Origin of the sequence: Micromonospora sp. WMMD737, from assembly GCF_049179055.1 — a bacterium.
In the GTDB taxonomy this organism is placed as follows: Bacteria; Actinomycetota; Actinomycetes; order Mycobacteriales; family Micromonosporaceae; genus Micromonospora; species Micromonospora reichwaldensis.
The window spans coordinates 6,051,728-6,066,217 of record NZ_JBMHMH010000001.1 but is presented as its reverse complement, the minus strand read 5'-3'; the positions used below and the strand labels follow the sequence as shown (position 1 = coordinate 6,066,217).

12 protein-coding genes are annotated in these 14,490 nt (G+C 74.0%); 5 read left to right on the top strand and 7 right to left on the bottom strand.

Annotated elements, in window-relative coordinates; translation table 11 throughout:
* The first annotated feature begins 34 nt into the window (after positions 1 to 34).
* Positions 35 to 1,186 (top strand): hypothetical protein, encoded by a 1,152-nt coding sequence (locus ACN27A_RS27055; RefSeq protein WP_421457363.1) that lies wholly within the window; start codon positions 35 to 37, stop codon positions 1,184 to 1,186.
* A 54-nt stretch (positions 1,187 to 1,240) separates the two neighbouring features.
* On the opposite strand, the gene ACN27A_RS27050 is transcribed toward ACN27A_RS27055, so the two are convergent.
* Positions 1,241 to 1,750 (bottom strand): DUF6912 family protein, encoded by a 510-nt coding sequence (locus ACN27A_RS27050; protein WP_132233598.1) that lies wholly within the window; start codon positions 1,748 to 1,750, stop codon positions 1,241 to 1,243.
* A gap of 217 nt (positions 1,751 to 1,967) precedes the next feature.
* Between ACN27A_RS27050 and ACN27A_RS27045 the strand changes: the two genes are divergently transcribed.
* Together ACN27A_RS27045 and ACN27A_RS27040 are read left to right on the top strand one after the other, a co-directional pair.
* The gene (locus ACN27A_RS27045; RefSeq protein ID WP_121396459.1) at positions 1,968 to 2,195 is read left to right on the top strand and encodes a helix-turn-helix domain-containing protein; all 228 of its coding nucleotides are present in this window, start codon (positions 1,968 to 1,970) and stop codon (positions 2,193 to 2,195) included.
* Between the two features lie 104 nt (positions 2,196 to 2,299).
* Positions 2,300 to 2,896 carry an Rv3235 family protein gene (locus ACN27A_RS27040; RefSeq protein WP_421457362.1) on the top strand — a complete coding sequence of 199 codons (597 nt, stop codon included), beginning with the start codon at positions 2,300 to 2,302 and terminating at the stop codon, positions 2,894 to 2,896.
* A gap of 217 nt (positions 2,897 to 3,113) precedes the next feature.
* Here ACN27A_RS27040 and secA read toward each other — a convergent pair whose 3' ends face one another.
* Positions 3,114 to 6,035 carry a preprotein translocase subunit SecA gene (gene secA, locus ACN27A_RS27035; RefSeq protein ID WP_421457361.1) on the bottom strand — a complete coding sequence of 974 codons (2,922 nt, stop codon included), beginning with the start codon at positions 6,033 to 6,035 and terminating at the stop codon, positions 3,114 to 3,116.
* A 160-nt stretch (positions 6,036 to 6,195) separates the two neighbouring features.
* Here secA and ACN27A_RS27030 point away from each other — a divergent pair, with 160 nt between their 5' ends.
* Together ACN27A_RS27030 and ACN27A_RS27025 are read left to right on the top strand one after the other, a co-directional pair.
* Positions 6,196 to 7,359: a GNAT family N-acetyltransferase gene (locus tag ACN27A_RS27030; RefSeq protein WP_421457360.1), complete on the top strand. Its 1,164-nt coding sequence runs from the start codon at positions 6,196 to 6,198 to the stop codon at positions 7,357 to 7,359.
* A complete protein-coding gene (locus ACN27A_RS27025; protein ID WP_421457359.1) occupies positions 7,356 to 8,465 on the top strand; it encodes a GNAT family N-acetyltransferase in 1,110 nt (369 codons plus the stop codon). Before ACN27A_RS27030 ends, ACN27A_RS27025 begins: the two co-directional genes overlap by 4 nt.
* Positions 8,466 to 8,576: 111 nt before the next feature.
* Here the strand turns inward: ACN27A_RS27025 and hpf are convergent, their stop codons facing one another.
* The 5 genes from hpf to mtrA form a co-directional block, all read right to left on the bottom strand.
* Positions 8,577 to 9,206 carry a ribosome hibernation-promoting factor, HPF/YfiA family gene (gene hpf / locus ACN27A_RS27020; protein ID WP_101414266.1) on the bottom strand — a complete coding sequence of 210 codons (630 nt, stop codon included), beginning with the start codon at positions 9,204 to 9,206 and terminating at the stop codon, positions 8,577 to 8,579.
* Positions 9,207 to 9,454: 248 nt separating this feature from the next.
* Positions 9,455 to 10,159 (bottom strand): ComF family protein, encoded by a 705-nt coding sequence (locus tag ACN27A_RS27015; RefSeq protein WP_421457358.1) that lies wholly within the window; start codon positions 10,157 to 10,159, stop codon positions 9,455 to 9,457.
* Between the two features lie 5 nt (positions 10,160 to 10,164).
* Complete coding sequence (locus tag ACN27A_RS27010) at positions 10,165 to 11,961, bottom strand: LpqB family beta-propeller domain-containing protein (protein WP_421457357.1); 1,797 nt, start codon at positions 11,959 to 11,961, stop codon at positions 10,165 to 10,167.
* The gene (gene mtrB, locus ACN27A_RS27005; RefSeq protein WP_421457356.1) at positions 11,958 to 13,745 is read right to left on the bottom strand and encodes an MtrAB system histidine kinase MtrB; all 1,788 of its coding nucleotides are present in this window, start codon (positions 13,743 to 13,745) and stop codon (positions 11,958 to 11,960) included. The genes ACN27A_RS27010 and mtrB overlap by 4 nt, the downstream gene beginning before the upstream one ends.
* Positions 13,746 to 13,757: 12 nt before the next feature.
* Complete coding sequence (gene mtrA / locus ACN27A_RS27000; RefSeq protein ID WP_089001893.1) at positions 13,758 to 14,447, bottom strand: MtrAB system response regulator MtrA; 690 nt, start codon at positions 14,445 to 14,447, stop codon at positions 13,758 to 13,760.
* Between the last annotated feature and the right edge of the window lie 43 nt (positions 14,448 to 14,490).

Here is a 14,490-nt window from a genome sequence, read left to right as displayed (position 1 = left end):
CCACCGGGGCCGGGCGTCCGTCGGAGGGAACACGATGACCAAGCAGCCCGGCAGCTCCGCAGCCGCGGAGTCGGACCGGTCGGCGCCGGCCGGCGACGCCGTTCCCGAGACGACGGACGCCGTCGGGGAAACCGCCGCCGAAGCGCAGGACGCCGCCGGGGACACCGCCGCCGAAGCGCAGGACGCCACCGGCGCCGCACCGGCGGACGAGACCGACGCGACCGGGGCCGGCCCCTCCGTCGACCCGCGGGGCGGGACGGCGCTGCCGCTCGCGCCCGGTGCGCCGGTGCTGGCGCTCCTGGCGCTCGGGTGGCTGGCCGCGATGCTCTGGTCGACCCGCGAGGTGATCAGCTCCGCGGCGGCCGGGCTCACCGCCATCAGCCTCTCCGCGTTCGCCCTGCCGGGGGTGATCTCGGCGGCGCTGGTCGCCGGCGCCGGCTTCGCCCTCTTCGGGGTCGACCTGCTCGCCCGCCGGGGCAGCGAGCGGGTCACCCTGCGCTTCGTGGCGGCGATCGGCACCGGCCTGCTCGTCGGGCTCGCCGCCGCGTTCGCGATCAACCTGACGTACGCCGACAACGCGACCACCAACGTGATCGCCGCCACCACCGCCGCGGCCGCGACCGTCGGCGGGGCCGTCGCCGGCGCGCGGAGCGGGTCCGTGGTCGGGGCCGTGGTGGCCGCCGCCCTCGGCACGCTGATCTTCGTGGTGGCCTTCAGCCGGGCCCGCGACCCGCTCTTCGACCTGTTCGGCGGCGGCGACGGCCAGGAGTCGCTGCTGAGCGCGGCCAAGTGGGTGTCCCGCACCGAGTCCCTGCTCGCCGGCCTGGTGGCCGGGCTGCTGGCCTTCGGGTACCTGACCCTGGCCCGCCGCCGGGCCGCCCGGCTCGACGCGGCGGCGCCCGCGCCCCGCTGGCCCGCCTACCTGCTGGCCGGCGCCGGCCCGGGCCTGCTCCTGATCGTCGCCGAGGTGATCATCCGGGTCGGCGGGCGGTCCCTGCTCGACCTGGCCGGGGCGCTGAGCGAGGCGGACGCGGTGGCCCAGACCTCGCTGGGCACCTCCCGGATCGACAACGCCATCTGGGTGCTCTTCGTCGGCGCCCTGACCGCGATGATCGCCTTCGGCCGCACCCTCGGGCCGGCCCACGCCGACGACGACGAGCCGGTCGAGGCCGCCCCCACCCGCTGACCTGGCGGCACCCGTCCCGCCCCGACCTCCCGCCCGCAGGCGGCGCGCGGGAGGTCAGGAGGTGGCGCGGAGCAGCAGGTCCAGCTCGGTGACGTCGTACCACTCCAGCTCGTGGTCCTCGGCGCCGTCGACCGTGAACTGCGCGTCCGGGTCGCCGGCCAGGGCCTCGGTGACCGCCTCCGCCGCAGCGGAGACGTCCTCGACCGCGTCGGCGCCGTCCACGTGGACGGCCGCCACGGCGCCCACCGGCACGGGGGCACTCAGCTCGACCGCGCTGGAGCCCAACTCCCCGTCGCCCCGGCCCACGGCCGAGGCGGGCAGGTCGACCGAGACGACGATCCGGCGGCGGGGCGCGTCGGGGTCGGCCCGGAGCAGCTGCAACGCGTCCTGCGCGGCCCGGGTGAAGGCGACGTACTCCAACTCCTCCTCGTCGCCCTCGGCGTACCACTCCCGCAGGGTGGGGGTCACCGCGTGCGCGGCGGCCACCGGCAGCCCGGCGCCGCGCAGGAGGGTCAGCATCGGGACGGTCGCCGGCACGTACACCCGGACAAGCTCCTCGGTCACCGGTCGTCTCCCCCGCTCAGGTCCCTGCGCCGGCTTCCGCCGGCCCCGGCCGATCATGCCCTATCCCCGTGACCGTCATACACCGCGCACCTTCTGCGGTGGAAGCGTCTCACCGGTGTGTCCCGGGGCGGCTCGGCGCAGGTCGCACCCGGGTGGCTGGGCCATGTCGGCCGTCGATGGCAAACTGAAGCAAACGACGCCAACCCCGGGGGTTTCCGTGGAGCCGAGGTTCCTGCTGCTCTCCGACGTGGCCACCGAGCTGAACGTGTCGGACTCGCAGGTCTACCACATGGTGCGCAGCGGCGAGCTGCCCGCGATCAAGATCGGCGGACGCGGCCAGTGGCGGGTGGAACGCGCCCGCCTGGAGGAGTACATCGAGCGCAAGTACGCCGAGACCGCCGACTGGGTGCGGAGCAATCCGCTGGCCGACCGCGACCCGGAGTAACCGGACCGATCCGAAGGGCCATTGACCGTAGGCTCTGGCGTGCCCGAAGATGGAAACTGTCGAAGGCAAACGAAGGCAAACGCAAGATCGTGGGAGGTTACCGGATGACCGATCACCGCCGACCCGGGCCGGCACGCCCTCCCGTGCGGCTGCGCCCCGCCCCCTCGTTCGAGCCGCCGTTCACCGACGACGACGCCGCCCACTGGCCGGCCCCGGGTCACGCCCAGCTCGTCCTCGACCTGTTCGAGCCGTCCCGGCGCGAGGCCGACCGGCCGCCCGGCCGACGACAGCGGCCGGTCCCGACCGGCCCCGGCCGTCGGCCCGCCGCCCCGCTGCCACTGGACGCGCTGGTGACCGCCACCCCCGAGGCGACCCGGGCCGCGCACCGGTTCGTCCGCACCTGCCTGGAGGTGCTCAACGGCTACCGCTCGCCCGGGCAGCTCAGGCCGCTGCTCGACCCGGCGCGGGCGGCCGGGCTGCTGCCCGAGCTGGCCCGCGCCACCGCCCGCTCCGGCCCGCCCCGCCGCCGGTCGACCCGCCCGGCCGTACGCCTGCTCCGGCTGCGGGTCTGTGAGCCGCGCACCGCCGCCGTCGAGGTGGCCGCGGTGCTCGCCGGCACGGGCGGGCGCACCTGGGCGATGGCGCTGCGCCTGGAGCACCGCCGGGGCAGCTGGCTCTGCACGGCCCTCCAGGTGCTCTGAGCCACCGGGCTCCGGCCACGACGCGCTGGGGCGCGGGCCGCGCATGGTGCTCACCCACGAGCCCGGGGCGGACCTGGTGCGCGCCGACCCGGCATTCGCCGAGGTGCCCGGCCCGGGTGGCCAGCCGCCCGGACGGTGGCCGAGACGGAAGCGAGCCGTGGTCCACGAGGACCACGGCTCGACTGCTCCGGCGGGCGCGGGCCCGCTCAGCTGCCGGTCACGCGCCGCCGTTGGGGGCGCCGTGGCAGCGCTTGTACTTCCGGCCGGACCCGCACGGGCACGGCGCGTTGCGGGACGGGCCGTTGCCGGCCTCCGCCTGCCCCGACGCCGCCCGCCGGTTGTTGCCGGCCGGGACGCCCGGGCCGCGCAGACCCGACGCCGGCCGCTGCGGCGCCGCCGGGGCGGTCGTGCCCGGCGCGGCCGGGGCGGCCGGTGCCGGACGACCGACGCCCAGCGCGGGCGCCTGCTGCTCGGCGTGCTCGACGGCCACCGCACCGGCGCCGGCCTCGCCGTCGATGGTCGGCGCGGAGTATTGCAGGCCCTGCTGCTGCGGGGCCCGGCCCAGGCCCTTGGCCCGGATCTCGACCGGCTTGTCGAGCAGCTGGACCTCCTCGGCCTCGGGCTCCGGCTCGTTGACCTGGACCTCGAGGTTGTAGAGGAAGCCGACCGTCTCCTCCTTGATGCCGTCCATCATCGTCGCGAACATGTCGAAGCCCTCGCGCTGGTATTCCACCACCGGGTCGCGCTGGGCGTACGCCCGCAGGCTGATGCCCTCCTGGAGGTAGTCCATCTCGTAGAGGTGCTCGCGCCACTTGCGGTCGATGACCTGGAGCAGGACCATCCGCTCCAGCTGGCGGGTGCCCTCCTCGCCGAGCTGCTCCTCGCGCCGGTCGTACGCGGCGTGCGCGTCCTCCTTGAGGCGGGAGAGCAGGAAGTCCGCGTCGATGCCGGCCCGCGAGCCGCCGGCCTCCTCCTCCATCTCCTCGATCGTGATGCCTACCGGGTAGAGCTGCTTCAGGCTGGCCCAGAGCTGCTCCAGGTCCCAGTCCTCGGCGTAGCCGTCGGCGGTGGCCCCCTGCACGTACGCGCCGACGACGTCGTCGATCATGTTGCGGACCTGGTCGGAGAGGTCCTCGCCGTTGAGCACCCGCAGCCGCTCGGCGTAGATCACCTGGCGCTGCTTGTTCATCACCTCGTCGTACTTGAGGACGTTCTTGCGGATCTCGGCGTTCTGGCCCTCGATCTGGGCCTGCGCGCTCTTGATCTGCTTGGTGACCATCTTCGACTCGATGGGCACGTCCTCCGGGATGTTGAAGCGCTCCATGACCGCCTCGACGGCGCCGGAGCGGAAGCGCTTCATCAGCTCGTCCTGGAGCGAGAGGTAGAAGCGGGACTCGCCCGGGTCACCCTGCCGGCCCGACCGACCGCGCAGCTGGTTGTCGATGCGCCGGGACTCGTGCCGCTCGGTGCCCAGCACGTAGAGCCCACCGGCGGCGGCGACCTCCTCCGCCTCGGCGTCGCAGGCCTGCTTCCACTGGGGCAGGACCTCCTCCATCGCCTTGGCGTACTCCTCCTCCTGCTCGACCGGGTCGAGGCCGCGCTGGCGCAGCTCGTTGGCGGCGAGGAACTCGGCGTTGCCGCCGAGCAGGATGTCGGTGCCACGACCGGCCATGTTGGTGGCGACGGTGACGGCGCCCTTGCGGCCGGCCTGGGCGACGATCTCGGCCTCCCGGGCGTGGAACTTGGCGTTCAGCACGGAGTGCGGAATGCCGCGCCGGCGCAGCAGCTGGGAGATGATCTCGGAATTCTCCACCGAGACGGTGCCGACGAGCACCGGCTGACCCATCGCGTGCCGCTCGGCGATGTCCTCCACCACGGCGTTGAACTTGGCCTTCTCGGTCTTGTAGATCACGTCCGGCCGGTCCTGGCGGACCATCGGCCGGTGGGTCGGGATCGTCACCACACCGACCTTGTAGACCTTGTTGAACTCGCCCGCCTCGGTCTGGGCGGTACCGGTCATGCCGGAGAGCTTCTCGTAGAGGCGGAAGTAGTTCTGGAGGGTGATGGTGGCCAGGGTCTGGTTCTCCTGCTTGATCTCCACCCCCTCCTTGGCCTCGATCGCCTGGTGCATGCCCTCGTTGTAGCGGCGGCCGTGCAGGATGCGCCCGGTGAACTCGTCGACGATCAGGACCTCGCCGTCGCTGACGATGTAGTCCTTGTCGCGCTTGTAGAGCTCCTTGGCCTTGATGGCGTTGTTGAGGTAGCCCACCAGCGGGGTGTTGACCGACTCGTAGAGGTTGTCGATACCCAGCCGGTCCTCGACCTTGGCCACGCCGCGCTCGGTGACGGCGATGGTGCGCTTGGAGTGGTCGACCTCGTAGTCGCCCTCGCCGTCCTTGCCGGCCTGGAGCCGGGCCACGACGCCCGCGAACTCGCCGTACCAGCGGGCGGAGTGCTCGGCCGGGCCGGAGATGATCAGCGGGGTGCGGGCCTCGTCGATGAGGATCGAGTCGACCTCGTCGACCACCGCGAAGTTGTGGCCGCGCTGGACCAGCTCCTCCTTCGACCACGCCATGTTGTCGCGCAGGTAGTCGAAGCCGAACTCGTTGTTGGTGCCGTAGGTGATGTCGCACTCGTAGGCGGCCCGGTGCTCGGTGGCCGGCCGGTTGGGCAGCACCACGCCGACGGTGAGGCCGAGGAACTCGTGCACCTGGCCCATCCAGGCGGCGTCCCGCTGGGCCAGGTAGTCGTTGACCGTGATGACGTGCACGCCCTTGCCGGAGAGCGCGTTGAGGTAGACCGGCATGACCGAGGTCAGGGTCTTGCCCTCACCGGTCTTCATCTCGGCGATGTTGCCGAAGTGCAGCGCCGCGCCGCCCATGACCTGGACGTCGTAGGGCCGCTGGCCGAGCACCCGGGCGGCCGCCTCACGGCAGACCGCGAACGCCTCCGGCAGCAGGTCGTCGAGGGTCTCGCCGTCGGCGAGCCGCTCCTTGAACTGGTCGGTCATGCCGCGCAACTCTTCGTCGGTGAGGTTGACGTAGTCGTCCTCGATCGAGTTGACGGCGGCGGCGATGGCCTTGAGCCGGCGCACCATACGGCCCTCGCCCGCGCGGAGGACCTTTTCCAGAATCGACACGGATCAACGCTCCCCTAGACAGTCTCGACCCATCGTAGGCGCTTCATCGGCGCGATGGTCACTGGTGGCGGCCCTCGGTGACGGCGAAACCGACATAACGCGCCCGACTCGCGCCGTCCCGCCGTAATCCGGTTACGCCGTCCGCGAACGTTCCGGCACGATGGCTCGGGTGGAGCCTGTGGAGATCACCGAAGACGGCCTGTTGCTGCGACCCTGGCGGGCGACCGACGCCGGCGCGGTGCACCGGGCCTGCCAGGATCCGGACATCCAGCGCTGGACCACCGTACCGCGCCCGTACCTGCCCGAACACGCCCACACATTCGTCACCGAGGTGGCCCCGGCCGACTGGGCGAAGGGCACCGGGGCGCCGTTCGCGGTCTGCGACGCCGCCACCGGCGAGCTGCTCGCCTCCTGCGGGCTCGTCTCGATCGACACCGGCCTGCGCTCCGGCGAGATCGGCTACTGGGCCGCGCCCTGGGCCCGGGGCGCGGGCGTCACCGTCCGGGCCGCCAGGGCCGTCGCCCGCTGGGCCTTCGACGCGCTGGAGCTGCGTCGGGTGATCTGGCAGGCCGAGGTCGGCAACCACGCCTCCCGCCTGGTCGCGCTCCGGGCGGGCTTCCGCGTCGAGGGCCGGCTGCGCCTCGCCGACCCCGCCCCCGGCGGCAGCGCGGAAGGCTGGATCGGCTCCCTGCTCCCCGGCGAGGTGCCCGCCCTCGGGGAGCCCGGTCCGGCCGGGCCGGGCACCCTGGACGCCCGCCGGGCCGCCGTCTTCGGCCGACCCCAGCCCGTCGTCTTCGCCACCGCCGGCCCCACCGAGCTGCGGCTGCGCCCCATGGAGGAGCGCGACCTGGACGCGGTCGTCGACACCTGCCGCGACCCGGAGAGCATCCGGTGGACCACCGTGCCCGACCCGTACGAGCGGGCGGACGCCGAGTCGTACCTGCACTTCGGCCGGGGCACCTGGGCCGGCGGCACCAGCGCCTGCTTCGTGGTCGCCGACGCCGAGGACCGGTACGTCGGCACGATCGACCTGCGGCTCTCCCCCGCCGACCCGCTGCTCGCCGACGTCGGCTTCATGACCGCGCCGCACGCCCGGGGCCGCGGCTTCATGCCGGCCGCGCTGACCGCGCTCAGCGCCTGGGGCTTCACCACCCTGGGCCTGGCCCGGATCGAGTGGAAGGCCAACGTCGGCAACACCGCCTCCCGCCGGGTCGCCGAGAAGGCCGGCTTCACGGTCGAGGGCACCGCCCGGGGCGGGCTCACCCACCGGGGCGCGCGGGTGGACGCCTGGGTCGGCGCACTGCTCGCCGGGGACCTGACGTGACGCCCGAGGTGATCGAGGCCCACGGGGTGCGGCTGCGGCAGTTCCGCCCGGACGACGTCGCCGACCTGGCCGCCGGCTGCGGCGACCCGGTCAACCTGCGGTTCAACCCCGGCATGCCGCAGCCGTACACCGAGGCCGACGCCCGCTGGTGGATCACCGAGGGCGCCCCGGCGGCCTGGGCCACCGGCGGGGCCGCGTACGCCATCGCCGACCGGACCACCGACCGGCTGGTCGGCGGCGCGGGCATCGGCCAGGTCGTGCCGCCGCGCCGGCAGGCGGAGGTGGGCTACTGGGTCGCGCCATGGGCGCGGCGGCGCGGGATCGCCAGCGCCGCGACGCGGGCCCTGGCCGACTCCGCGCTCCGGCACGGTCTCCACCGGCTGGAGCTGATGACCCACGCCGAGAATCCGGCCAGCCAGCGGGTGGCGCTCGCCGCCGGCTTCACCCACGAGGGGGTACGCCGGTCGGCCGGCCAGCTACGCGGCGGCGGACGGACGGACCTGCTCGCGTGGGTACGCCTCGCCGACGACCCGCCCGGTCCTGCCCCCCGGCTCCTGCCGGACCTGCCCGACGGCCGGCTCACCGACGGCGTGGTGACCCTGCGCCGGCTCGGCCCGGACGACGTCGACGTGATGTACCGCCTGCACACGCGGCCGGAGGTGGTGGCGAACCAGGCCCCGCCGGTGCCGCCGACCCGGGCGGCCGTCGAGCGGCGCTGCCTGCTGGCCGAGAGCGCATGGCTCACCGGCACCATCGCCCGGCTGCTGATCGTCGACGCGGTCACCGGCGAGCCGGCGGGCAGTTGCGGGCTCAGCCTCTCCGACCCGGCGGCCGGCGAGGGCTCGGTCGGCTACGCGCTTCTGCCCGACCAGCGGGGACGCGGGCTGGCCACCAGGGCGGTGCGGCTCCTGGCCGGCTGGGCGTTCGGTCCGGCCGGGATCGCCCGGCTGGTCGCCGGCACCGTGCCCGACAACACCGCCTCGCACGGGGTGCTGGAGCGGGTGGGATTCCGCCGGGAGGGCCTGCTGCTCGGACGGCTGCCGGGACTGGCCGGCAGCCGCATCGACGACCTGCTCTTCGGGCTGCTCCCCGACGATCTGCGCTGACCGGCCGCGCCCGGGGAGTCGCGCCGGGCGCCGGTGTCGAGCGCCGACACGGCGGGCGGGCCGGCCCTCGGCCGTGGTGGCGGAGTGGGCCGCCACCACGGCACGTGCCGATCAGGCGTCGAGGGAGATGATTCCGTAGTCGTAGGCGTGCCGCCGGTAGACGACGCTCGGGCGGCCGGACTCCTTGTCCTGGAACAGGTAGAAGTCGTGGCCGACGAGTTCCATCTGGAACAGGGCTTCGTCGACGGTCATCGGCTCGGCGGGGTGCACCTTCTCCCGCGCGATGTGCCAGGGCTGGTCGTGCTCCTCCTCGACCCGGTCGGCCACGGCGGTGGCCGTGGCGGAGCCCTCGGGGGACGCACCCAGCGGCCCGTCGAGACCGGCGACCGGCAGGCCGGCGGTGGCGGCGGCGACGGAGAGCGGCGCGTGCCGGCCCCGGTGGACGCGACGGCGGTCGGCCGCCCGGCGCAACCGGGTGTCCAGCTTGGCGATGGCCGCGTCGAGCGCGCTGTAGAAGTCGTTCGTGCAAGCCTCCGCCCGGATCACCGGGCCACGGGAAACGCAGGTGATTTCGACGCGCTGGCAGTGGTCGGCCTGGCGCGGATTGCGCTCGTGGAACAGCTCCACATCGACGCGAATAAGTTTATGGTCGTAGCGTTCGATCTTTGCGAGTTTCTCCGCCACGTGCACCCGGTAATGATCCGGCACTTCGACGTTACGGCCCTTGACCACGATGTCCATGTGACCTCCCTAGTTCGGACGGTCGTTCGTTCCGGCATCCGGTCGCACGCCCTGGGGGAGGCCCCACTCGGCGTCGACCGGTCAGTGCGGCTACGCCTCCTTTCACCACCGGGGGCGGATGGAAACACCTCCTACCCCCGACACGAAAACGCTAACTCCTGTTCGCCCGACAGTCACCCCCGGTCGCCGGGACAGCCAACAATTTTTCGCAGCTCATACACCAACGGGTGAAACGGAAACACGCACCGTCACAAAGTGCGCCGTCGCTCGGTCGCGGCGAGCACCGCGGCGACCGTCGGTGACAGTCCGCTCGCGGTCAGCGCCCGCCCCACCGCCGCAAGGGTGGACCCGGTGGTCAGGATGTCGTCGAGCACCACCACCGCCGCCCCGTCGGGCGCGGACGGGACCCGCGGGCGGACCCGGAAGGCCGCCTCGGCCGCCGCCGCCCTGCCGGCGCTGTCCAGCGTCACCGAGTCGGGGCGGGGCAGGGCCCGCAGGGGCCGCCGCACCCGCACCGGCCAGCCCGCCCGGCGCAGCCGGTCCGCGCAGTGCCGGGTCAGCCGGCCGAGGTGGTCGCCGTACCGGGCACGGGCCGCCGCCGCAGTGTCCGGCACCGGCACCAGCATCACCGGACGTACCCCGCCCACCGCCGCCGCCACGACCTCGGCGAGCAGCGCCCCCAGCGGCCGGGCCAGCCCGTGCCGGCCGTGGTCCTTGTACGCCAGCAGCGCCTCCCGCAGCGGTCCCGCGTACGGGCCGAGGGCGACGCAGGGCGGCAGGTCGGGCGGGGCGGGAGTGGGTCGTACGGCCCGGGGGCGCAGCGCGCCGAGCGCCGCCACGCACTCCGGGCACACGCCGTGCCGGAGCCCCGGCCGGCGCTCGCGGCAACCGGCGCACTCCACGGGCAGCACCAGGTCCGTGAGGTCCGCCCAGAGCCCGCCGAGATCCCGCACGGAGATCAGTAGAGGAAGAAGGGGGCGGTCGGGTTGCCGGCGCGCGCCCCGGCCGAGGGCGGCGCGACCTCCTGCACCTGCTCGGGCTGGATCCGCTCGAACGGGCCGCTGCGGTACGCCACCCCGTTCGCCTCGTACATCGCGGCGCCGACGCGCCCCACGGCGTTCGCCGGGTACGCGGCCAGGTGCGTCACCCGGGCGCCGATCTTGTCCTCCAGCCGGCTCTCCCGCGCGCCGTCCACGCTTACCTCGTAGACCGCCGGGCGGCCGACCGCGCCCGCGAGGACCAGGGCGTTCTCGCCGTACCAGTCGACGGCCGACAGGCTGGTCAGCCGGGTGTGCAGCCGACGGGCCGGGCCGGGGGTGACCCCCGCGCCGTCGGGGCTGAGGGCGGCGACGTAGAGCGCGCCCCCGGCGATGACGGCGATCCGGTGGCCGTCCAGCGAGGCCGCCACCGCGGTCACCGGGCCCGATACGCCCAGCGACACGGCGGTGAGCTGCGCCTGGGCGTCGAAGCGGTAGAGGCTGCCGTCGGCGACGACCAGCCCGGCCGGCTGCCCCCGGTACGTCGAGCGCAGCCAGACGGGCCGGCTCATGGCGGCGTAGCCCTTGGCGCTGCGGCGGAACACGGCCACCGGATCGGTGCCGGTGCCGACGGAGAGCCACTGCCGGCCGGCGTCGGAGACCACCAGCGCCGCCAGGATCTGGTTGTCGGCGCGGCTGAGCCCGGCGGACACGACGTTCCGGTTGGCCTTGGCGTCCACGGGCACCGGGCCGCTGGGCTCGCCGGCGTAGGCCAGCGGGTGGACGGCGCCCTCGTAGACGCAGAACCGCTGGAAGCTCTCCGTGAGCTGGTGCACCGGGCGCTCCAGGCGGCGCCGCTCCAGGTCCGGGATGAACTCCTGGGACTGGTTGCGGATCTTGATGTCGAGCGGCCCGTCGAGGTCGGACAGCGACCAGGCGAGCTGCGTGCCGAGCTGCTCCAGCCGGGTCTTGTCCTCCGGCATCTCCAGGTCGACCTCCCAGCGGCCGTCCGTCCGGGTGGCGTTGTTGATCAGGCGGGTGCCGTCCGGCAGCTTGCTCACCCCCGTGCCGAGCCAGGCCGAGGGGCCGGCCGTCAGCCACTTGACCACCTCGCTCACCCGCCGCTCGTCCGGCACCGCGAGCGGCAGGTAGCGCTGGTCGGGGACGAGACGGCTGCGGTCGTTGTTCCAGAAGTAGATCGTCCGGCTCTGGTAGTACGTCTCCAGCGCCTCGACGCTGAGCAGCAGCGCGGTCGGCGGGTTCGCCACGTACAGGCCCCCGTCGGCCAGGCCCTCCTGCCCGGCCTGGCTGCGCAGCTCGAACGTGTAGGTCGTGGTGCTCGTCTCCGGCGGGCCCAGCGTGCCGTCGGTGCGCAGCTGCCCGACCTGCTGCACCTTGAGGGTGACCTCGGTCCGGTCCGGCGCGTACACGATCACCGGCTCCTCGGTGAGCCGGACGACGGCCAGCGCGACCTCGCTGCCCTGCTTGGTCTGGAGGCGTTCGCGGTCGGCCGGGGTGATGAACTGCCGGACCCGCTGGTAGGCCCGGTCCGGCTCGCCGGCCGCCGCGGAGAGGAAGTTCTCGACGAACTGCTCGGCGTCGGTGCCGCCGGCGCTCCGGCTCGGGGGCTCACCCCGGCTGCCGCTGGTCGAGGCGCCCTCCGCCGCCGGCCCCGGCCCGTCCACCCGGACCTCGGTGTTCTCCGGGATGCCGCAGGCGGCCACGCCGCCCAGCAGCAGCGCTCCGCCGAGCAGGCCGGCGAGCAGCCGACGCCTCACGACCCCACCTCCGCGTGCCCCCCGTTGCCCGGCCGCCGCAGACCGACGGCCAGCGCGCCGTCGGTGCCGGGGCCGATCGCGAGCGCGCCCCCGGTGCCGGGGCCGATGGCCAGCAGCCCGCCCGCCCGGGGCCCGCCGAAGGGCAGCGTGGCGTCGGCCGGGACCAGCCGCAGCGGCGAGGTGGTCAGCCGGTCGCCGGCGCGCGACGGCAGGGTGAGCCGGAACTGGGCGCCCTGCCCGGGCGCGCCCCACGCCTCCAGCCAGCCGCCGTGCAGCCGGGCGTCCTCCAGGCTGATCGACAGGCCGAGCCCGGTGCCGCCGGTCTGCCGGGCCCGGGACGGGTCGGCCCGCCAGAAGCGGTTGAACACCAGCTTCTCCTCACCCGGCTTGAGGCCCACCCCGTGGTCGCGGACGGTGATCGCCACCGCCGTGTCGTCCACCCCGAGCGTGATCAGCACCGGCTTGGCCTCGCCGTGCTCGACGGCGTTGCCGACCAGGTTGCGCAGCACCCGCTCCACCCGCCGGGGGTCCACCTCGGCGATCACCGGGGTGCCGGGGACGTCCAGCTCGATGGCCACCCCGACGCGCTCGGCGAGGCCGGCCAGCCGGTCGGCCACCCGGTGCACGACCGGCACCAGGTCGGTCGGCTCCGAGTCGAGCATGGCGAAGCCGGCGTCGAAGCGGCTGATCTCCAGCAGGTCGGTGAGCAGCTCCTCGAACCTGTCCAGCTCGGCCTGGAGCAGCTCGGCGCTGCGGGCCACCGCCGGGTCGAACTCGTCGCGCTCCGCGAAGATCAGGTCGGCGGCCATCCGGACCGTGGTCAGCGGCGTGCGCAGCTCGTGCGAGACGTCGGAGGTGAAGCGGCGTTGCAGCCGGGACATCTCCTCCAGCCGCAGGATCTGCCGTTGCAGGTTGGTCGCCATCTGGTTGAACGACGCCGCCAGCAGGGCGAGGTCGTCCTCGCCGTTGACCACCATCCGCTGGTCGAGCAGGCCGGCGGAGAGCCGCTGGGCCGTGCGGGCGGCCACCCGTACCGGGGTCACCACCAGCCGGGTGACCAGGCCGGCGAGCAGGGCGAGCAGGAGCACCAGGGCCGCTCCGGTGGCGGCCACGGTGCCCCGTACGTCGGCGGCCGTTTTGTCCTGCCGGGCCAGCGGCACGAGGTAGTAGAGCTCCACCTGGCCGAACCGGGTGGGCACCGGCGAGCCGTAGACCAGGTACTTCGTGCGCTCCTCGCCGAGGCGCCCGGTGCGGATCTGGCTGGCGACCTTGCCCCCGGCGACGGTCTCGCGCAGCTCCCGGCTGATCAGCGGGCGCACGTTGACCGCGGGCGAGGACCGGGGCTGGATGGCCCCGGTGTGGTTGTCGGCGGTGAGCGCCACGATGACGCCGGTGGTCTGCTGCGGGTCACCGCCGGCCAGGTAGTTGACCGTGCCGTCGATGGTCTCCTGGAGCTGCCCCTCCTGCGGCTGGTTGTAGAGGCCGAACTGCTTCGCCGCGTAGTCCGCGCCGCTGCCCAGCCGTATCCGCACGTCGGTCTCGACGTTCTCCACCAGGATGCCGGTGATCTTGTCGGCGATCAGGTAGGCGAAACCGCCCACCAGCAGGCTCGACGCGACCAGTGTGATGGTCACCACCCGCAGCTGGAGCGACCGGCGCCAGCTCTGGTGCAGCCCGGCGACCAGGCGCGCGGCCCGGCCGCTCACGCCACGCCACAGCTCCCGCGCGGCGACACGCCGGCGCGGAGCTGCCGTCGGGGGGTCCGGAATCGGGGAGGTGGCCACAGTGTGACCAGGCTATCCGGTGCCCGCCTTGTAGCCCACGCCCCGCACGGTGAGGATGATTTCCGGCCGCTCCGGATCCGGTTCGATCTTGGCCCGCAGCCGCTGCACGTGCACGTTTACCAGCCGCGTGTCCGCCGCGTGCCGGTAGCCCCAGACCTGCTCCAGCAGCACCTCGCGGGTGAAGACCTGGCGCGGCTTGCGGGCGAGCGCGACCAGCAGGTCGAACTCCAGCGGCGTCAGCTTCACCTCCTCGCCGTTGCGGCTGACGGTGTGCGCCGGCACGTCGATGGTGATCTGGTTGCCGGGCGGCCCGATGGTCAGCATCTCCGGGGCGACGTCCTCGCCCCGGCGCAGCCGCGCCCGCATCCGGGCGACCAGCTCCTTGGGCTTGAACGGCTTGACCACGTAGTCGTCGGCGCCGGACTCCAGGCCGAGCACCACGTCGACGGTGTCGCTCTTGGCGGTCAGCATGACGATCGGCACGCCCGACTCGGCCCGGATCGACCGCGCCACGTCGATGCCGCTCATGCCGGGGAGCATGAGGTCGAGCAGGACGATGTCGGGGCGGTTCTCGCGGAACGCCGCCAGCGCCCGCTCCCCGTCGGCGACGAAGGAGGGCAGGAATCCCTCGCTGCGCAGGACGATGCCGAGCATCTCGGCGAGCGCGGGGTCGTCGTCGACCACCAGTACCCGGGCTCTCATGGGGTTAATGTTTCCATCCCCTTCAGTTGGTGGGATCCCCGTC